Here is an 18,386-nt window from a genome sequence, read left to right as displayed (position 1 = left end):
CCTCCTCTACTTTAACGCTAAGTGGCCATCATGTCAGATACTTTAGCACTTACCCAGCAACTGATTGCTTTACCCTCCGTGACCCCTGTTGATCATGGCTGCCAACAGCTCATCGCCGAACGCTTAGCACCTTTGGGGTTTAAGGCTGAATACTTAAATTTTGAAGATGTCGAAAATCTCTGGCTACGCCGTGGCACGGAAGACCCGGTATTTTGCTTCGCGGGTCATACTGATGTGGTTCCAACCGGCCCTTTGCATGCTTGGAACAGTGCACCGTTTCAACCGGAAATTCGTGATGGCCTGCTGTATGGGCGGGGTGCTGCAGATATGAAAGGGAGCATTGCTGCTTTTGTGATTGCTACTGAAAATTTCGTGCGTAATCATCCTGAGCACCAAGGCTCGATTGCAATGCTGATCACTAGTGATGAAGAGGGGCCTTCTAAATATGGCACGGTAAAAGTAGTAGAAACCTTAGAAGCTCGTCATGAAAAAATCACTTGGTGTTTAGTCGGCGAACCCTCTAGTTCGAAGCAACTGGGTGATATCATTAAGAATGGTCGGCGTGGTTCACTCAATGCTAAATTGACCGTGCAAGGTAAGCAAGGTCATGTCGCTTATCCCCAACTGGCCGACAATCCGATTCATCGGGTTGCACCCGCTCTAGCCGAGTTAACATCTGAGGTTTGGGATAACGGCAACGAGTTCTTTCCACCCACCAGCTTTCAAATTTCCAACTTAAATGCGGGTACGGGGGCTAACAATGTTATACCAGGAAGTTTAGAAGCGTTAATCAATTTTCGCTTTTCTACCGAACTCACTGAGGCGGAAATTAAACTCCGTACTGAAACTATCTTAAATAAATATCTAAGCAATTATTATTTAGATTGGAGCCTATCAGGCTATCCATTTTTAACCGGACGCGGAAATTTAGTGAGTGCTACCGTTAAAGCCATTCAAGAAATTGTTAATATAGAAACTGAATTGTCAACCTCAGGTGGAACTTCAGACGGGAGATTCATTGCACCGACTGGCGCAGAAGTTGTAGAACTAGGCCCTTGTAATGCGACGATTCATCAGATTAATGAATGTGTGGCAGTTGATGATTTAGAAAAGCTGACTCTGATCTATCAGAGGACACTAGAACACTTGCTCCTCTGACTCTAGGCAAAATAATCACTATATTTATTTAAGCGTTTTACGTGGCCTACCGCGTTTACGCTTATCAATCTGTGCTTCTGCAAGCTCCGCTTCACCCCAAGTTACCAGAGTGTCGTAAAGATGCTTGGCCACTTCTTCCAAACGCACCCCTAAAACTTGTTGATAATAAAGCTCTCGTTTTCGCAACAAGTCTAACTCTTGCTCTAACTGCAAAACAGTTGACTCATAACGCATTTGCAATTGATCAATTGTGGTTTGCAATTGTTCAATTCGCTCATGATATTCACTTTTTAATTGTCTCTTTTCTTCAGCGGCTTGTTGCCTAACTTCTGAAATGGTCGCTGAAATAGCACCTTTAGGCCGCCCTCGCTTTTTTAACGGCTGTTCATTCATCACACCAGACTCACCATTATTGTCGGACACATCGAAATTATCATCGAAAAATGACACCATACCCAATGCATTTTCCATAACACCCCCTTTAATTTGAGCTTATACAGAACTCATCTGTAATAACACTGAATAAATATTACACAACACATTTTTATTTGTAAAATTTATTATACAATTTAAATTCTTATTTATTTTTTATATTGCTTATTTCTCAACAGCTAAACCCCTAGACTCGCTAAACATTGTCTGTTCATCAAGAGTATGCGATGTTATGCGCCTAGAACAGAGCATAAAATCAAGGAACTCCATGTTTTTGCTATCTCAAGCGAGGTTACTCGTGGTGAGCTTCTGCTGTAGTCCAAGTTTGCTGTATGCCCAAAACCCTTGGGAAACTTGCCCCATACCTGCTCAAGCGTTTAAGCCCGCAAAACCTTTGCGCCCGGCAGATTTGGATAAAATGGCGATCTATCTAGAAGCTGATCAAGCGCTGTTTCGCGAACAGGGCGACTCAGAACTGACAGGGAATGTATATATTAGCCAGAATGATCAAGAATTGCGCGCAGCGCAAGCACTTTATAATCGCCAAACAGGAAAAGTTTTAGCTCAAGGCGAAGTGATCTTTAAAAGCCCGACGGCTAATGTCACCAGTCAGCAACTTAAATACAACTTGAATAGCGGCTTAGGTAGCCTCACGGATGTAGCTTATTTATTGAATGGTAGTGAGGGACGAGGTGCTAGTAGTGAGTTGATTCAAGAAAGCACTCAAGTGACACGCTTAAAAAATGCAAGCTACACGACCTGTCCTGTGGGAATCAATAGCTGGAGTCTAAAAGCAGAGGAAATCAAGTTAGATCGCAGCACTGAGCAAGGTACTGCACGCAAGGTCACCTTACAGATTAATGATCAAGCCTTTTTATATTTACCTTATTTTTCATTCCCATTGACTGACCAGCGTAAATCTGGTTTTTTAATACCTAACTTCGGTACTAACGAGCAAAGTGGCTTGCGCGTGAGTGCACCTTATTATTGGAATCTTGCTCCTAACTATGACTTGACCACTACCATTAATATGTTTAGTAAGCGTGGTCTACAGTTAGAAAGCGAATTTCGTTACTTAACTGAACTACAGCGTGGAGTTGTGCAATACGATGTTTTGCCCAGCGATCAAGAACGCAATAACGAATTACGCTATCACTTTGACATACAGCATTTGAACCAGTTTGATGAACATCATCAACTCAAGCTGCAAGCGGCTGGGGTTTCAGATAAAAATTATTTTGATGATTTAGGTAACTCACTCGCAGTGAGTAGTATTGTTAATCTGGAACGCACACTTAGCTATACCAGTGATAATGAAGAATGGGATTTCTCTGCGTTAGCACAAAGCTATCAGATCTTGGATACTAGCTCCGAAAACTACGCACGCTTGCCACAATTACAAGCCACTTGGACACCACAATCTGTTGAGAATATACCTAAACTCAGTGCTAGCAGTGAGTACACTTATTTTTCTCGGAATAAAGGTGATAATGGGCATCGCTTAGACACTCAAGTCACTCTTAAACAACGCTTTGAGAATTCAGCTGCTTTCCTTGAGCCTAAACTTAAGTTCGCTCAAACCAGCTACCAGTTAGAACAAGCCACTAAGAAAAACATTACCCGCAGTTTACCTACGATTGCAGTAGACGCTGGCTTATTCTTTGAACGCCCTTTAAAAGATGCTAAACGCCTGCAAACCCTCGAACCACGTATTTACTACACTTATACACCCTATCGTAATCAAGCAGCTATTCCAGTCTTTGACTCGTCGGAGCGTACCTTAAGTTATAGCCAGCTATTCACCGATAATGATTTCACTGGGAAAGACCGGATTGCAGATAATAATCGCTTGTCCGTTTCAATGACGACACGGGTTCAAGAGCTAGACAAAGGCCGGGAAGTTTTCCGTGCGAGCATGGGGCAAATGTATTATTTTGCAGACCGCCAAGTAAGCTTGCCAAATGAAACCGCCAAAACCGGTACGCGTTCTGAATTAGTGATGGAAATGGCTGGGGAATTGAATGATTCAACAAAAGTAGCTGGGACGGCTTTTGGTGATATAGCAGCCAAACAGGTGTCGGCTAGTCAGTTCAGAGTAAGTTATCAAGATCAAAAGCAGCGAATTTTGAATTTAGGTTATAGTCAGCGCAAAGGTGAATACGAATCAGCCCAAATTGCTTTTGCCACCCCGGTCACTAAAAACTGGATCTTAGTCGGTGCGCATGAGCAAGATTTAAAAAACGAGCGCAGCCTAGAAACCTTAGCGGGACTTGAGTATCAAAGCTGTTGTTGGAAAAGCCGCTTAGCGGTACGCAATTATTTATTATCAGACAATACCACTTATGATGATGCCGTGTTTGTGGAGCTTGAACTGAAAGGCTTAGGTAGTTTCGGCAGTGGTACACGCAACTTGATGGAAAATCGAATTTATGGCTATAAATAGCACCCAATCTTTGATGACAACTTGGCGCAAATGCTTACCCGCTGCACTGTTGATGGGTGCTTTGGTGGTTGTAAGTCACCCCCTTCAGGCTGAAGCCCTAGATCAAATCGCTGTCGTGGTGAATAGTGAGGTGGTTCTCTACAGTGAAGTACAACAGCGTATGCAAATGCTACGTGCTAGCAAAGCAAATAAAAATTTAGCGGGTGCTGATCTAACCCGCGCTGCGGTTGATGAACTCGTCACCGAACGCTTGCAAGCACAATATGCTAAAGAAAATGGTATTAGTGTCGATGATGCGATGGTGGATCGCGCGATGGAAAGTATTGCGCGACAAAATCGGATGGATATGCGCACTTTTCAAGCGGCTTTGCAAAAAGCGGGGATTAGTATGACGGCTTTACGCGAGCAAACCCGCCGTAAAATCACCGCTGATTTATTGCGTAAACAAATAGGCGGTAGCAAAGTCGCGGTCTCTGATCGAGAGGTAAATGACTTAATTGCTAGCCAAAGCCAGAAGATTACTGCCGGCGAGCGCTATCGTTTACAGCATATTTTAGTCACTGCCCCAAATGGGGCGACGATTGAGCAAGTGAATGCAGCACGCAATAAAGCGGAAGATTTAAGAAAGCGCGTAGCGAATGGTGAGGATTTTTCCAATGTCGCTAAGCAATTTTCTGATAATAATGCTGCAAATAATGGCGGTGACTTAGGCTGGCAAGCGGCTGATGCTTTGCCAAGTTCCTTTGTGCGTGCTTTATCTCTAATGCAAGTGAACGATATTTCACCGGTAGTACGCGATCAGAACGGCTTCCATGTTCTCAAATTATTAGAGCGTGAAGGGGGTAAGCGCGCGCTTGCTGCTGAATCCCGTGTGCGACATATTTTAGTCAGCACACAGAAATATCCGCCCGCTGAAGCTAAGCAAAAAATTGATGCGATTTATCAGCAGTTACAAACTGGCGCTGAGTTTGCGCAACTAGCCAAAGCAAATTCAGACGACCCCGGCAGTGCAGCACGTGGCGGGGATTTAGGTTGGGCAAAAGCAGGGCAAATGGTGGCAGCTTTTGAGCAAGCCATGAACACGCAAGCGCTCCATACCGTGAGTCAACCTTTTCAAACCCAATTTGGCTGGCATGTTTTAGAAGTATTGGAGCGTAAACAAGCTGATCAATCCGCTGACCAGATCCGTGAAAAAGCCACTAGCTATTTAGGTGGACGCAAGGAAGAAGAACAATATAAGGCTTGGTTGCAAAGTTTACGCAATGGCGCTTATATTGATTATCGCATGCAAGGTGCAGCACCCAACTTACAACTAAAGTAACTCCTCAAAGGATGCTTATGCATAATAGGTTAAGACTGGCTCTGACCACTGGCGAGCCTGCAGGTATTGGCCCTGATTTAGTCTTGCAGTTAGCTAGTCAAACGCATTGGGCAGAAGATGTCATTGCCCTAGCTGATATTGAAATGTTGCGGGCGCGGGCGCGTTTATTAAACCTATCAGTACGTTTACGCCCTTATACACTGGATCAAGCACAAGAGCCTTGTAAACAAGGTGAGCTATTTGTCCTGCCTATCCCTTGTGCTACGCCTGTGATTCCCGGTAGTTTGGATAGTCGCAATGCCGCTTATGTGCTAGAACTGCTAAAGCGTGCTACCTTGGGTTGTCAAACCGGTGAATTTGCTGCGATGGTGACTGCCCCCTTGCATAAGGGCATTATTAATGAAGCTGGTGTTCCTTTCACTGGGCATACCGAGTTCTTAGCAGAACTTACGGATACACCACTACCCGTGATGCTGCTGGCTAGTGGTAATTTACGCGTTGCCCTAGCGACTACGCATCTACCTTTAAATAAGGTCAGTGAAACGATTACTGCCCCTTTATTACGCAAGGTATTAAAGATTCTTGATCAAGACTTGAGGACTAAATTTGGCATTAAACAGCCACGCATTTTAGTCTGTGGACTTAATCCGCATGCCGGCGAAGGTGGCTATTTGGGGATGGAAGAGATCGAGGTACTGATTCCGACCATTCGTCAACTACAACAACAAGGCTTGCATCTAACTGGGCCCTTACCCGCCGATACTTTATTTACTCCGCGTAATCTGCAACAAGCCGATGCGGTCTTAGCCATGTATCACGATCAAGGCTTACCCGTACTTAAGTATGCAGGCTTTGGTAAAGCAGTGAATATTACCCTAGGTTTGCCGATTATCCGTACCTCAGTCGATCATGGTACAGCCATCGATTTAGCTGGAACGGGCAAAGCAGAAACTGGAAGTTTGAAAGCAGCCATTCAACTAGCAATTGGCTTAGGACGTGCTCAGCACTAGATGCTGACGTTAAAAAAGGGCATCTTAATGATGCCCAACCGCTAGGAGGATATTGAAGCGTAAGACGCTTCAGGATCAATAATAATTTAAAAGATACTGCACTGCAACATATTATCAACCTATAAACTTTCTACTTATTTTAATTATTCTTTGCTTTCGATTAAGGTTTAACAGCCTAACTATGGCAAAATACGCGCGCTTTATCCTTTAGAACACGCAGAGCTAGTGACTGTAGATCATGACTGATTACTTGCTGATTATTGTTGGCACCGTTTGGGTGAATAACCTAGTCCTCTCCCAATTCCTTGGCCTTTGTCCATTTATGGGGGTATCGCGTAAGCTTGAAACCGCGATTGGCATGGGTTTAGCCACAACTTTTGTTTTAACCCTATCTTCTATTAGTAGCTATCTAGTAGATACTTGGTTGCTAGAACCTTTGGGCTTGCAGTATTTGCGTACTTTAAGCTTTATTTTAGTGATTGCCGCGATTGTCGGTTTTACTGAAATGGTCGTGCGTAAATCTAGCCCCGTTTTGCACAATGTGCTGGGTATTTATTTACCATTAATTACCACCAATTGTGCAGTCTTAGGCGTAGCTTTACTTAATGTGCAAAAGCAGCATGGTTTTATTGAATCTGCTCTCTATGGCATGGGTGGTGCTTTAGGTTTCACCTTAGTCATGGTCATGTTTGCAAGTATCCGTGAGCGTTTAGTAGTGGCTGACATTCCCTCTGTATTCAAAGGCAATGCAATTGGTTTAGTCACAGCAGGTTTGATGGCACTCAGCTTTATGGGCTTCTCTGGTTTGGTGAAACACTAACATGTTAACCGCTTTGTTAGTAGTAGGTGGCTTAGCGGCTATTTTTGGCTTGTTGCTTGGGTTTGCAGCTATTCGCTTTAAAGTCGAAGGTGACCCGCTTGCAGATAAAATCGACAAGTTGCTTCCACAAACACAATGTGGACAATGTACTTTTCCGGGCTGCCGTCCTTATGCGGAAGCAATTGCGAAAGGTGAGGCTGACATCAATCAATGCCCACCGGGTGGCAAGCCAACTATTCAAGCCCTCGCAGAATTACTTGGGGTTGAAGCTAAGCCCCTCAATGCTGAACATGGCGAAGCGCAAACCACACCTTTAGTTGCGATTATTGACGAGAATACTTGTATTGGTTGCACCCTATGCATTCAAGCCTGCCCAGTGGATGCGATTGTGGGGGCAGCTAAACACATGCACACAGTCATTGAAGCGGAATGCACGGGCTGTAAACTCTGCTTGCCCCCCTGCCCAGTTGATTGCATTTTAATGACTCCAGTGAAAACCAGTCCTGCCACTTGGAAATGGCCTTATCCGCTCATTTCACTGAAAGAGGTAGCCTAATGTTTAATCTACGTAAACTATGGCAAAGCAGCGGGGGCCTTCACCTCACGGATTATCACAAAGAACAATCCACTCAACAGCCAGTACGCAAACTGTCTGCTGCTAGTGCACCTGAATTGGTTATTCCTTTGCAACAACATTCAGGACACAAACCTAAGATCATCGTTAAAGCAGGCGATTGGGTTTACAAAGGACAATGTTTAGCGGAAGCGGAAGGTATCATCAGTGTACCGGTACATGCGAGCACTTCGGGCAAAATTCAAGCAATTGAAGAACGACCGATTGCCCATCCTTCTGGTTTAAATGATGTCTGTGTGATTCTAATTCCCGATGGGCAAGATAACTGGGGAGATCAGCGCCTAGCACCCATTGAAAACTATACTGAAGCCTCTGCTGCAAGCTTATGTGAGCGCGTGCGTGAGGCAGGTATCGTGGGTTTAGGTGGAGCGGTTTTTCCCTCTGCGATTAAATTAGATATTCCTACACCGGTACAACTCACAACCCTAGTGCTCAATGGCGCTGAATGTGAGCCGTATATCACCTGTGATGATATGTTGATGCGCGAACAGGCGCGTGAAATTATCACCGGTTGCCTGATTATGCTTAGAGCTTTGCATGAGCATGCGCCTGCAGATGGCTTAACTTGCTTAATTGGGATTGAAGATAATAAGCCGCAAGCTATCCAAGCTATGCAAGTTGCAGCACAGCAAGCTAAGGATAGTCGCATTAAAATAGTACCTGTGCCTACGCAATACCCTACGGGTGGTGAACGACAACTGATTCATATTTTGACCGGACGTGAAGTACCTAGTAGTGGTCGTCCAACCGATATTGGCGTACTTTGCCATAATGTCGCCACTGCTCGAGCTATTTATCAAGCAATTGTTTTAGGTCAACCCCTGATTTCGCGCTATGTGACCGTAACCGGCAAAGGGGTGGTGCAACCACAGAATTTCGATGTGCCGATTGGCTTGAATATGCAGACCCTTATCCAAGCAGCCGGTGGTTACACCTCTAAGGCTAAACGCTTAGTTATGGGTGGTTCGATGATGGGCGTAGCTTTGCCGACTGATCAAATCCCCGTAGTTAAAGCGACTAACTGTTTATGGGTCAGTGAACAAGTAGCCGAAACTACGCCCCTTCCGTGTATTCGTTGTGGACGCTGTGCAGAAGCCTGCCCCGTGCATCTCTTACCACAGCAACTCTATTGGCATGCACGCGCCCGTAACCTCGAAAAAGTCGAACAACATCATATTTTTGACTGCATTGAATGTGGTTGCTGTGCTTATGTTTGTCCTAGTCATATTCCGCTGGTGGACTATTATCGTTATGCCAAAGCCGATATTTACGTCCAACGCGAAGCCCGTGAAAAGGCTGATCTAGCCCGTGAGCGCCACGACTTTCATCAAGAGCGGCTTGAACGGGCTAAACGTGAAAAAGCTGAAAAATTAGCTAAGCATAAAGAAGCATCGCAAACCAAAACTAACCCTTCAGACGATAAACAGGCAGCAATTCAAGCGGCTTTAGAGCGTGCTAAAGTTAAAAAAGCTCAGCAAGCTGTAGCTAGCCCTACCACCACAGAGGATAAACCAGCATGATGTTTGGCACTAACACTTCGCCGTATATGCATGCGCCTCAAGGTGTTGGTCAAGTCATGGCGCAAGTCATTTATGCCCTAGTGCCGGGAACTTTAGTGCTACTGTGGTTTTTCGGCTGGGGGGTGATCACGAATTTATTGCTAGGCTTAGGCTTTGCTCTACTGCTTGAAGCGTTGATGCTTAAGCTACGTCAGCGCCCTATTCTACCTTTTTTGACTGACTATAGCGCTGTGGTTACTGGTTGGCTGCTAGCCGTCGCACTTCCGCCCTATTCGCCTTGGTGGTTGTTGTTGATTGCACTTATTTTTGCAATGGTGATTGGTAAACATCTTTATGGTGGTTTAGGCTACAACCCTTTTAATCCGGCAATGGTGGGTTATGCAGCCATTTTGGTGTCTTTTCCTGTCGAAATGACGAGTTGGCCCGCACCTGAGCTTACAAGTATCGCCAATATCAACTTGAGTGAAGCGCTGCAGCAAGTCTTGCTAGGTGGAGCTAGTACTTGGGATGGCCTCACTCAAGCTACTACCTTGGATACTATAAAAACACATTTAAGGCTAGGCGAAACAGTCGAGCAAATCAGTCAAGGCCAAGCCTTCGGTTGGATAGCAGGTCAAGCTTGGGAATGGGTGAGCTTAGCTTGGCTAGCAGGCGGCTTATGGTTGATCTATCGCAAAATTATTAGCTGGCATATTCCGTTTGCTTTAATGGCAGCTCTGGCTGGAATGGCACTTATTTTTTGGCTGATTAATCCGCATACTTACAGCTCGCCGCTTTTTCATTTGGTCGGCGGTGCGACTATCTTAGGCGCTTTTTTTATTGCCACCGACCCAGTTTCTGCCAGTACCACACCGCTAGGAAAAATTCTCTATGCAGGTGGAATTGGTTGTTTTACCTATATTATTCGTGTTTGGGGTAGTTATCCTGACGCGATAGCCTTCGCTGTGTTAATTATGAATATGGCCGTACCTTTACTAGATGCTTATACCCAACCGCGGGTTTATGGCACTAAAGGACGATTTGGCCTATGAATGATTTAATTCGGGAAATTAGCAAGCCTACGCTCTTATTAGCCGGTTTCGCTTTAGCGGGTACTTTATTACTCGCTGGAGTGCATACCCTGACCGCCAAACAAATTGCTCAAAGTGAACGGCAAGCCTTACTAACACGGATTAATACTTTAGTCGAAGCCAGCCGCTACGATAATAATCCATTAGAAGATACCCTAAGCCTAGCACCATCTGAGTTGAATAGCTCTGAACCTGTGTTAGTCTACCGCTTGCGCAAACAGCAGCAACCAGTGGCATCGATTTTCACCATCACTACTCCAGACGGTTATAGTGGTAATATTCGTTTAGCGGTTGGCGTCAATGCAGATCAAACCTTAGCAGGCGTGCGTGTCTTAGCACATAAAGAAACCCCCGGTTTAGGTGATTGGATTGAGGTGGAAAAAAGCGATTGGATCTTAGGCTTTTCAGGTAAATCCCTTCAAAATCCGACTGTAGCCACTTGGGCAGTTAAAAAAGATGGCGGATATTTTGATCAATTTACAGGAGCAACCATTACCCCACGGGCAGTCGTTGCAGCCGTCAAGCAGGTACTGGTTTGGTCTGAACAGCATACTGAGACTTTATTTGCACCTAGCACAGGAAAGCAGCCATGAGTGCAGAACATCCTTATCGTGAAATTATCTTTAATGGTATTTGGCAAAATAACCCCGGCTTAGTCCAGCTCTTAGGTTTATGTCCCTTGATGGCGGTCACCACTAATCTTGTCAATGGCCTCGGTTTAGGAATCGCTACTTTGATGACTTTAGCGACCACTAATTTATTAATTTCTTTGTTACGCCCTTTCATTCGTGAAGAAATCCGCATCCCTGCTTTTGTCTTGATTATTGCCTCCACGGTTACCGCGATTGAATTACTGATTCATGCCTATTTCAGCGAACTATATGCCGTGCTAGGGATCTTTATTCCTTTAATTGTCACCAACTGTATTATTATTGGTCGAGCTGAGGCTTACGCAGCGAAAAATCCACCACAATATGCATGGTTGGATGGTTTAATAATGGGGATTGGCTTTACTTTAGTATTAGTTACTTTAGGGGCTATTCGTGAATTTTTAGCCCATGGCAGTTTATTTTCCCAAGCGCATTTGATGTTTGGAGAAGCCGCACGTGGCTTAAGTTTACAGATTAGCGATCATTTCACCGGTTTATTATTAGCCGCTTTACCACCCGGTGCCTTTATTAGCTTAGGCTTTCTAGTAGCCGGCAAAAACTATATTGATCAACGGCGTGCAGCGCATACTCAGCAACAAGCTTTACTCAAACCCGCGAGTGATGCCCTGTGAAACCCGAGCAATGCCTTGAACTATTTCGACGCTGGCAAGCAGCGAATCCAAATCCACGCACTGAACTTAGCTATGCTTCACCCTTTGAACTCTTAGTAGCAGTAATTTTATCAGCTCAAGCCACCGATAAAAGCGTCAACAAAGCCACTGAGCAACTCTTTCGCATTGCAAATACACCTGAAGCAATTTTAGCTTTAGGTGAAGAAGGCTTGCGCAGCTATATTAAAACCATTGGCCTGTACAACGCTAAGGCCAAAAATATTATCGCGACTTGCCAACAGCTCATTGCACAGCATCAATCACAAGTCCCCGATAATCGCGCTGATTTAGAAGCCTTACCCGGGGTTGGCCGCAAGACCGCTAATGTTATTTTGAATACTGCTTTTGGTCAGCCTACAATGGCGGTGGATACGCATATTTTTCGCCTCGGCAACCGCACCGGCTTAGCGCCGGGGAAAAATGTGCTGGAAGTGGAAAAAGGTCTACTTAAGCATATTCCTTATGAATACCTGCAAGACGCGCATCACTGGCTAATTTTACATGGTCGCTATATTTGTACAGCGCGCAAGCCCAAGTGCCCCGCTTGTTTGATCGCGGATTTATGTGAATACCAGGAAAAAACTGTTGCATGATCTCTGCCCAACGTGAAAATTTACGCCGTTATTATTTAAACTGCTGGCAAAAGCAACAAGCCGGACAATTATTGGAAGGTTTGGAGAAACAAGTCGCTGCCGTCATTTTGGAACATCCAGAATATCATTCCCTGCTTGCGAATACTGATCAGGCTTTGCAGCAAAACTACGCGCCAGAAGAAGGTCATACTAATCCCTTCCTACACATGGGTTTGCATTTAGGCTTGCGGGAACAAGTATCTACTGACCGCCCGGTAGGAATTCGCGATCTTTATGAAAATCTAGCTGAGCGCTATGGGCAACACGACACTGAGCATCTAATGATGGAATGCTTAGTTGCTAATCTCTGGCAAGCTCAACAGCAGCAACAACCACCCGATGAGCATGCTTATTTAGACTGCTTAGTGAAACTCGGCTGAAAGCTGCATACCCTCAGCATCCACGCGCAAAAAGCTACCCTGACTGTACCAATCACCCAGCACAATGCGCTTAGCAGTTTGACCGTCTAGCGCAAATTCATGAATTGCGGGGCGATGGGTGTGACCGTGAATTAACTGCTGCACTTGAGCCGCACGCATTACCGCTTCAATAGTGGCTTGATTCGCATCAAGAATCTCTTCACGCTTCGTTTGCGCAGTTTGTTGGCTTTGCATCCGCAAACTCTGTGCATACTGTAAACGCTCAGGAATACTCTTCGCTAAAATTTGCTGTTGCCATGACGGACTACGAAATAAAACCCGCGCTTTTTGATAATCCACATCGTCGGTACACAGTAAATCGCCATGCATAATTAGCGTTGGCTGACCGTAGAGATCAATGATTTGTTGCTCAGGCAAGATTGTTAGAGAACTTAACTCAGCGAACTGCTCTGCTAATAGAAAATCACGATTCCCATGTTGTAAATAAATGGGTGTGCCCTGCGTTGCCACTTGTTTGAATGCTTGCAAAATCGGTAGAACCTGCAGCCCTGCTGGGGTTGCGAGAATATCATCACCGATCCAATATTCAAATAGGTCGCCAAGGATATATAAAACTTCAGCTTTCCCCTGAATATACTGCAAAAACTCAAACAACAAATGCGTGCTCGCCGGACGGGCTGGCTCTAAATGCAGATCAGAAATAAACCAAATTGCCATTTAAAACCGCTCCCAGTTCAGTTAAGCCGCCAAATAAGTGGGTGACTGCATTTCATTTAAACGGCTAAAGGCACGCGCAAATTCAAATTTGAGCAACTGCCCTTGATACAGCTCTTTAATATCGTAACGGGTGGAGATGATGAGTTGCACTTTCCGGTCATACAATTCATCAATCAAATTCAAAAAGCGCCGCGCCGCATTCTCACTATCCTGATTCATAATCGGAATATCAGAAAGAATAATCGTTCCATAACGTGCGGCTAACTCAATATAATCACTCGTAGAGCGTGGGCCATCACAGACCGTTTTGAAATCTAGCCAAATAATATTATCCGCCATTTTTTTCACAGGTAGACGACGACTATTTAGCTCCAACTCCACATTTTCATAGACCCTGCCTTTAGCTTCTTCACGGAAGCGCTGCTCAAGTTCGGGGTCTGAATGAGTAATATTATCAGTCTGTTCATCCAAAGGCATGACATAGCGCATCCGGTAGTCAATACCATTATCTAGCTCAATCACTTGCAGATTTTTCTTAATCAAATCAATCGCTGGCAAGAAGCGCGCACGTTGTAGACCATTCTTGTATAAATCATCGGGTGTACGATTTGAAGTGGTCACGATAGTCACATCGTTATGCACCAGACCTTGCAACAACCCGGCTAGAATCATCGCATCGCCAATGTCTAAGACATGAAATTCATCAATACAGAGCAGCTCAGTATTAGAGGCAATTTTCTTAGCCACTAACTCTAATGGATCTTTTTGATTAGTCCCTAACTTGCGCAATTCTTCATGTACCATCAGCATAAAATGGTGATAGTGATAGCGGTTTTTCTCAGCAATGGGTACAGCCTTAAAGAAATAATCCATAATCCACGTTTTGCCACGTCCTACGCCACCCCACATATAAGCACCTTTCACGCTAACTTCCGTGCGCGGTTCAGGCTTAGAGAAAAAGCGGAAACCCTTGACCGGTAGTTGAGGTTTAGGATTGACTAAGCCATCCATAATTCCTTGTAAAACTTGGATAGCACGTTCCTGTGCAGGGTCACGTTGGATATTGCCAGCAGCAACTTCGGAATGATACAGAGCAAGCAGTGTCATTTGGTGGATTTCACGATTAGCGAATAAGCTCGCGTATTGTCGGTAATCGCTTTCAGATCGTCAACCAATGTACCGATAAATCCGCCAATTTTCAGTCTTTAAAGCAGTAAAATTGTCGACAATGTGCAATTGCACATTAGTTCTATAAAGCCTGAATCCTTTAGGAGAGGCTGTTTTATAATCAGAAACATGCTACAACTACATTTAGTGTAAAAAGGTAGAATCTTATGATGTCGACACTTCCCTCCGCGCAGATCTTGAGCATTGCTCAGCAAGGCGAGTCTGTGCTGACTCAATTAGCCCAAGTCGTCAGTGCTCCGCTTGATCCCGAAGTGCAAATGCTGATTCAAAATATGCATGCCACTCTACTAGCTGCGAATGGTGTGGGGATCGCTGCCCCACAAGTATTCAAATCATTAAGAATCATTATTGTTGCCTCACGCCCGAATCCGCGTTATCCCGCTGCACCCTTGATGGAAGCAATCGCGATGATTAATCCAGAAATCATTTGGCAGTCGACTGAAACTTGTTTAGGTGAAGAAGGCTGTTTGAGCGTACCCGATACGCGCGCACCCGTTGCACGCGCTGAACGCTTAATCGTGCGCTATAGCAACCAGCAAGGCGAAACGGTTGAGGCTGAATATAGCGGTTTTGTCGCACGAATCATTCAGCATGAGGTGGATCATTTGAATGGGGTATTATTTGTGGATCGGGCGGAGGATGTGTAGGGGTTAGCAGCAGTTACCGCAGAACTCATACCAATGTATTCAAGATTATTCATTTTGAATAGATTGCAAAATGCGTTACCGTTTATCGATGAACAGTAGCAGCAAAAACACCGTTGATTAGACAAGTATCCTGCTGTACGGCATGATTTTAGTCATGCTCACCGCCTTGACCCCAACAATAAGCAAGCCACGTACTTTGCCAAAGCCGCAGGCACGGCGCGATTTGCCTACAACTGGGCATTGGCGGAATGGCAGACCCAATACCGCGCATGGCAAGAGGACAACAGCCAGCCAAAACCCTCACAGTTTTCGTTACGCAAACAACTGAATGCCATCAAACGCGAACAATTCCCGTGGATGCTAGAAGTCACCAAAAATGCTCCACAAATGGCGATTATCCAACTGGGGAATGCCTTCAAAAACTTCTTTGCCGGACGAGCCAACTACCCGCAATTCAAGAAGAAAGGCAAAAGCCGTGACAGCTTCAGCCTGACTAACGATCAATTTTCCGTTGACGCTTGCCATATCCGCATTCCCCATCTGGGAGCCGTGCGGATGCGGGAAACCTTACGCTTTTCCGGCAAAATCCTCTCTGCCACCCTTTCCCGTACCGCTGATCAGTGGTTCGCCAGTATCACCGTAGATACCGATTCCAACCACCTCCCACCCGCCGAAAATCAAGGTGTGGTGGGTGTGGATTTGGGCGTATCCGCATTGGCAACGCTCTCAACGGGGGAGGTAGTGGCAGGGGCGAGGCCGCATAAAGCCTTGCTATCCCGCCTGCAACGGCTCTCCCGTAGCCTGTCCCACAAAGTTCAGGGTAGTGCTAATCGACATAAAGCCAAGGCGAAACTGGCAAAACTCTATGCACGAATCGCCAATATCCGCAAGGACACTTTGCACCAACTCACCACGGATTTGACCCGCCGTTTTTTACTCATCGGCCTTGAAGATTTGAACGTGTCGGGCATGGTGAAAAATCGCCATTTATCCCGTGCCATCAGTGATATGGGCTTTTTTGAGTTTCGCCGTCAGTTGGAATACAAAGCCGCGATGCGTGGCGGTATCGTGGTGGTGGCGGATAGGTTCTTTGCCAGCAGCAAAACCTGTTCGGCTTGCGGTCACAAGATAGAAAAACTCCCACTGTCAATCCGGCAGTGGGCTTGCCCGACCTGTGGCACCAGCCATGATCGGGATGTCAATGCGGCTATGAACTTAAGAAACTACGCCGTGAGTTACACGGTGTTTGCCTGTGGAGGGGAAGGCTCTGGTCTTGGACGAAAGTCGAAGACGAAACCAGCCCCAACGAAGCAGGAATTTGACGGCAAACTGGACGATATTCAAGTTTGTATAAGTTCAAAGTAACGGTTAAGTAACTGTACTCAACCCTAGAAACGTTTATTTAGGCACGCCGCGAACGCTTACGCCCACCGCCACCTAAAGAACCACCCTCCACGCTTAAATCACCGGCTAATTGTGCTTGTGCACCTTTAGAGACTGAACCTAAATCACGCAGAATCACTTCTAGACTAGGCTTCTCTTGCGGAACATGCTGATCCATCGCAGCACGCATGGCTCTAATATGCTCAGGGCTAGTACCACAGCAACCACCAATAATCCGTGCACCTGCATCCATCGCTAACTCCACATACCGAGCCATTAATTCCGGTGTGCCATTATAGACAATTTTGCCATCAACATATTCAGGAATACCGCAGTTCGCTTTAGCCACAATAATCGGCTCTTGCTCTTCACCGGCTGCATTAAAGAAATTCAACACGGTTGCAACCACTTCAGAAGCACCCACGCCACAGTTCGTGCCGCAAGCAATGGGATGGGGATGCAAACTCGGTTGTAGTTTAATAATATCCGCAGCCGTTAAGCCCATCATGGTGCGGCCATTAGTATCAATACTTAAGGTATTCACGACCGGTAAACCCACACGCCCAGCGCCTAATACCGCTGCTTCAACCTCTTCTTTTGAGGATAAAGTCTCCAACCAAAGCACATCCACGCCTGCAGCCGCTAAAGCCCGCGCTTGCTCTTCAAAAATATCTGCAGCTTCTGCAATCGAAAGTGGGCCATTCGGCTCTAAAATATCCCCCGTTGGCCCCATCGAGCCACCGATCACGATTTCACGCCCTGCTTTAGCAATTTCATCTTTTAAAATCTTGACAGCAGCAGTATTCAGCTCCTCTACCCGATCTTGCGCTTGATGCAGCACTAAGCGGCGGCGATTACCACCGAAAGTGTTAGTTAAAATAATATCGGAGCCTGCTTCCACAAAAGTACGATAATGCGCCGCAATTTTCTCAGGGTGTTCAGTATTCCAAAGCTCTGGAGCATCACCAGTCATTAGCCCCATGCTAAAGAGATTAGTACCCGTCGCGCCATCCGCTAATAGAAAGCGCTTCTCCGCCAGCATACGTAGAAATAAATTAGATTCAGCCATTCTTAAACCCGCCTCAAAAGCAAATAAATGCGCGCATTCTGGCACAGCTTGAAGAAGGTGAATAGCTAACAGAAACCTAGGTGATCGATTTTCCTAGCAGTTTGTTAGTCTGTAGGTCTACTCTTAAATATAAAAGGCCACAGGAACTGACTACCTCCGTTCATGACACTAAAACACCCGTTAAGTCTAATTCATTCTGACTTTTGTCAAACACACACTAGCCTCTTTAGTTAAATACTTAAGGGGGATTGGCTATGCCACACGTCAAGCTTTGCGCAATACTGATCGGCTTACTGTGTTATCTATTGAGTCCTTTCGCTTTAGCAGTACCTGCAAGTTGCAAAGAACAGCATCTCAATCCCTCTCTTCCAGACACAAGAAAGCCGCTTGATTGGTTTTATAATCAAGGACGTGGAGACTGCTGGGTTCATACGGATGACTCAGAACTCAATTTTGTAATAACAGGCATGACTGCCAACAATGCCCCCTTATCCCCTCAGCAACAAACTTTCATTGATAAAGCTTTACAAGCCATTCAGCATTCACGGCAAGTTTTAGACAAGCTTGCTCCTATGAATTTTAAAATATGGTCATGCACCAGAAGAGTTGAAAAACATCTGATTAATGAATTCGCCAATGAC

General features: G+C 45.4%; 18 protein-coding genes and 1 pseudogene. 15 read left to right on the top strand and 4 right to left on the bottom strand.

Features of this window, described 5'->3' with window-relative positions:
* Positions 1-30 precede the first annotated feature (30 nt).
* Positions 31-1,158: a succinyl-diaminopimelate desuccinylase gene (gene dapE / locus Q0307_RS05750; RefSeq protein WP_298657901.1), complete on the top strand. Its 1,128-nt coding sequence runs from the start codon at positions 31-33 to the stop codon at positions 1,156-1,158.
* A gap of 24 nt (positions 1,159-1,182) precedes the next feature.
* Here dapE and Q0307_RS05745 read toward each other — a convergent pair whose 3' ends face one another.
* On the bottom strand, positions 1,183-1,629 hold the full coding sequence (locus tag Q0307_RS05745) for a DNA-binding protein (protein ID WP_298657899.1): 447 nt from the start codon (positions 1,627-1,629) through the stop codon (positions 1,183-1,185).
* A gap of 229 nt (positions 1,630-1,858) precedes the next feature.
* Here Q0307_RS05745 and Q0307_RS05740 point away from each other — a divergent pair, with 229 nt between their 5' ends.
* The 11 genes from Q0307_RS05740 to Q0307_RS05690 all read left to right on the top strand — a co-directional run bounded on the left by Q0307_RS05740 (position 1,859) and on the right by Q0307_RS05690 (position 12,741).
* Complete coding sequence (locus tag Q0307_RS05740) at positions 1,859-4,033, top strand: LPS-assembly protein LptD (RefSeq protein WP_298657896.1); 2,175 nt, start codon at positions 1,859-1,861, stop codon at positions 4,031-4,033.
* The gene (locus Q0307_RS05735) at positions 4,020-5,354 is read left to right on the top strand and encodes a peptidylprolyl isomerase (RefSeq protein WP_298657893.1); all 1,335 of its coding nucleotides are present in this window, start codon (positions 4,020-4,022) and stop codon (positions 5,352-5,354) included. Before Q0307_RS05740 ends, Q0307_RS05735 begins: the two co-directional genes overlap by 14 nt.
* Positions 5,355-5,371: 17 nt before the next feature.
* The gene (pdxA, locus tag Q0307_RS05730) at positions 5,372-6,364 is read left to right on the top strand and encodes a 4-hydroxythreonine-4-phosphate dehydrogenase PdxA (protein WP_298657890.1); all 993 of its coding nucleotides are present in this window, start codon (positions 5,372-5,374) and stop codon (positions 6,362-6,364) included.
* Between the two features lie 238 nt (positions 6,365-6,602).
* Positions 6,603-7,184 carry an electron transport complex subunit RsxA gene (rsxA, locus tag Q0307_RS05725; RefSeq protein WP_298657885.1) on the top strand — a complete coding sequence of 194 codons (582 nt, stop codon included), beginning with the start codon at positions 6,603-6,605 and terminating at the stop codon, positions 7,182-7,184.
* 1 nt (position 7,185) lies between these two features.
* Positions 7,186-7,740 carry an electron transport complex subunit RsxB gene (gene rsxB / locus Q0307_RS05720; protein WP_298657883.1) on the top strand — a complete coding sequence of 185 codons (555 nt, stop codon included), beginning with the start codon at positions 7,186-7,188 and terminating at the stop codon, positions 7,738-7,740.
* On the top strand, positions 7,740-9,338 hold the full coding sequence (rsxC, locus tag Q0307_RS05715) for an electron transport complex subunit RsxC (protein ID WP_298657881.1): 1,599 nt from the start codon (positions 7,740-7,742) through the stop codon (positions 9,336-9,338). The genes rsxB and rsxC overlap by 1 nt, the downstream gene beginning before the upstream one ends.
* The gene (gene rsxD / locus Q0307_RS05710) at positions 9,335-10,369 is read left to right on the top strand and encodes an electron transport complex subunit RsxD (protein ID WP_298657879.1); all 1,035 of its coding nucleotides are present in this window, start codon (positions 9,335-9,337) and stop codon (positions 10,367-10,369) included. The genes rsxC and rsxD overlap by 4 nt, the downstream gene beginning before the upstream one ends.
* Positions 10,366-11,001, top strand: coding sequence for an electron transport complex subunit RsxG (gene rsxG / locus Q0307_RS05705; protein ID WP_298657877.1), 636 nt, complete (start codon positions 10,366-10,368; stop codon positions 10,999-11,001). Before rsxD ends, rsxG begins: the two co-directional genes overlap by 4 nt.
* Positions 10,998-11,690, top strand: coding sequence for an electron transport complex subunit E (locus tag Q0307_RS05700; RefSeq protein ID WP_298657874.1), 693 nt, complete (start codon positions 10,998-11,000; stop codon positions 11,688-11,690). Before rsxG ends, Q0307_RS05700 begins: the two co-directional genes overlap by 4 nt.
* Positions 11,687-12,322, top strand: coding sequence for an endonuclease III (nth, locus tag Q0307_RS05695; protein ID WP_298657871.1), 636 nt, complete (start codon positions 11,687-11,689; stop codon positions 12,320-12,322). Before Q0307_RS05700 ends, nth begins: the two co-directional genes overlap by 4 nt.
* The gene (locus tag Q0307_RS05690) at positions 12,319-12,741 is read left to right on the top strand and encodes a DUF1841 family protein (protein WP_298657868.1); all 423 of its coding nucleotides are present in this window, start codon (positions 12,319-12,321) and stop codon (positions 12,739-12,741) included. The genes nth and Q0307_RS05690 overlap by 4 nt, the downstream gene beginning before the upstream one ends.
* On the opposite strand, the gene Q0307_RS05685 is transcribed toward Q0307_RS05690, so the two are convergent.
* Together Q0307_RS05685 and zapE are read right to left on the bottom strand one after the other, a co-directional pair.
* Positions 12,724-13,458, bottom strand: a complete 735-nt coding sequence (locus Q0307_RS05685; RefSeq protein WP_298657865.1) for a UDP-2,3-diacylglucosamine diphosphatase — start codon at positions 13,456-13,458, stop codon at positions 12,724-12,726. The genes Q0307_RS05690 and Q0307_RS05685 overlap by 18 nt on opposite strands.
* Positions 13,459-13,479: 21 nt before the next feature.
* Entirely contained in the window at positions 13,480-14,565 is a 1,086-nt protein-coding gene (gene zapE / locus Q0307_RS05680; protein ID WP_298657862.1) for a cell division protein ZapE, read from the bottom strand.
* 227 nt (positions 14,566-14,792) lie between these two features.
* Between zapE and def the strand changes: the two genes are divergently transcribed.
* Together def and Q0307_RS05670 are read left to right on the top strand one after the other, a co-directional pair.
* A complete protein-coding gene (gene def, locus Q0307_RS05675; RefSeq protein ID WP_298657859.1) occupies positions 14,793-15,293 on the top strand; it encodes a peptide deformylase in 501 nt (166 codons plus the stop codon).
* A gap of 171 nt (positions 15,294-15,464) precedes the next feature.
* Positions 15,465-16,658, top strand: a pseudogene (locus tag Q0307_RS05670) (RNA-guided endonuclease TnpB family protein); the annotation flags it as partial.
* A gap of 37 nt (positions 16,659-16,695) precedes the next feature.
* Here Q0307_RS05670 and bmt read toward each other — a convergent pair.
* Complete coding sequence (bmt, locus tag Q0307_RS05665) at positions 16,696-17,745, bottom strand: betaine--homocysteine S-methyltransferase (protein ID WP_298657857.1); 1,050 nt, start codon at positions 17,743-17,745, stop codon at positions 16,696-16,698.
* A gap of 254 nt (positions 17,746-17,999) precedes the next feature.
* On the opposite strand from bmt, the gene Q0307_RS05660 reads away from it, so the two are divergent.
* Positions 18,000-18,386: hypothetical protein (locus Q0307_RS05660; protein ID WP_298657854.1), on the top strand; the 387-nt coding region annotated here is incomplete at its 3' end.

The organism is uncultured Thiothrix sp., from assembly GCF_937873765.1.
Taxonomy (GTDB): domain Bacteria; phylum Pseudomonadota; class Gammaproteobacteria; order Thiotrichales; family Thiotrichaceae; genus Thiolinea.
The sequence above is the reverse complement of the archived record's forward strand: the minus strand, read 5'-3'. Positions and strand labels throughout refer to the sequence as shown.

Coding starts and splice junctions, on each gene's coding strand:
- zapE (WP_298657862.1), bottom strand. CDS start 14,565: ATGACACTGCTTGCTCTGTATCATTCCGAAGTTGCTGCTGGCAATATC.
- Q0307_RS05700 (WP_298657874.1), top strand. CDS start 10,998: ATGAGTGCAGAACATCCTTATCGTGAAATTATCTTTAATGGTATTTGG.
- rsxB (WP_298657883.1), top strand. CDS start 7,186: ATGTTAACCGCTTTGTTAGTAGTAGGTGGCTTAGCGGCTATTTTTGGC.
- Q0307_RS05690 (WP_298657868.1), top strand. CDS start 12,319: ATGATCTCTGCCCAACGTGAAAATTTACGCCGTTATTATTTAAACTGC.
- Q0307_RS05745 (WP_298657899.1), bottom strand. CDS start 1,629: ATGGAAAATGCATTGGGTATGGTGTCATTTTTCGATGATAATTTCGAT.
- pdxA (WP_298657890.1), top strand. CDS start 5,372: ATGCATAATAGGTTAAGACTGGCTCTGACCACTGGCGAGCCTGCAGGT.
- Q0307_RS05735 (WP_298657893.1), top strand. CDS start 4,020: ATGGCTATAAATAGCACCCAATCTTTGATGACAACTTGGCGCAAATGC.
- Q0307_RS05685 (WP_298657865.1), bottom strand. CDS start 13,458: ATGGCAATTTGGTTTATTTCTGATCTGCATTTAGAGCCAGCCCGTCCG.
- def (WP_298657859.1), top strand. CDS start 14,793: ATGATGTCGACACTTCCCTCCGCGCAGATCTTGAGCATTGCTCAGCAA.
- rsxD (WP_298657879.1), top strand. CDS start 9,335: ATGATGTTTGGCACTAACACTTCGCCGTATATGCATGCGCCTCAAGGT.
- rsxG (WP_298657877.1), top strand. CDS start 10,366: ATGAATGATTTAATTCGGGAAATTAGCAAGCCTACGCTCTTATTAGCC.
- rsxA (WP_298657885.1), top strand. CDS start 6,603: ATGACTGATTACTTGCTGATTATTGTTGGCACCGTTTGGGTGAATAAC.
- dapE (WP_298657901.1), top strand. CDS start 31: ATGTCAGATACTTTAGCACTTACCCAGCAACTGATTGCTTTACCCTCC.
- rsxC (WP_298657881.1), top strand. CDS start 7,740: ATGTTTAATCTACGTAAACTATGGCAAAGCAGCGGGGGCCTTCACCTC.
- bmt (WP_298657857.1), bottom strand. CDS start 17,745: ATGGCTGAATCTAATTTATTTCTACGTATGCTGGCGGAGAAGCGCTTT.
- Q0307_RS05740 (WP_298657896.1), top strand. CDS start 1,859: ATGTTTTTGCTATCTCAAGCGAGGTTACTCGTGGTGAGCTTCTGCTGT.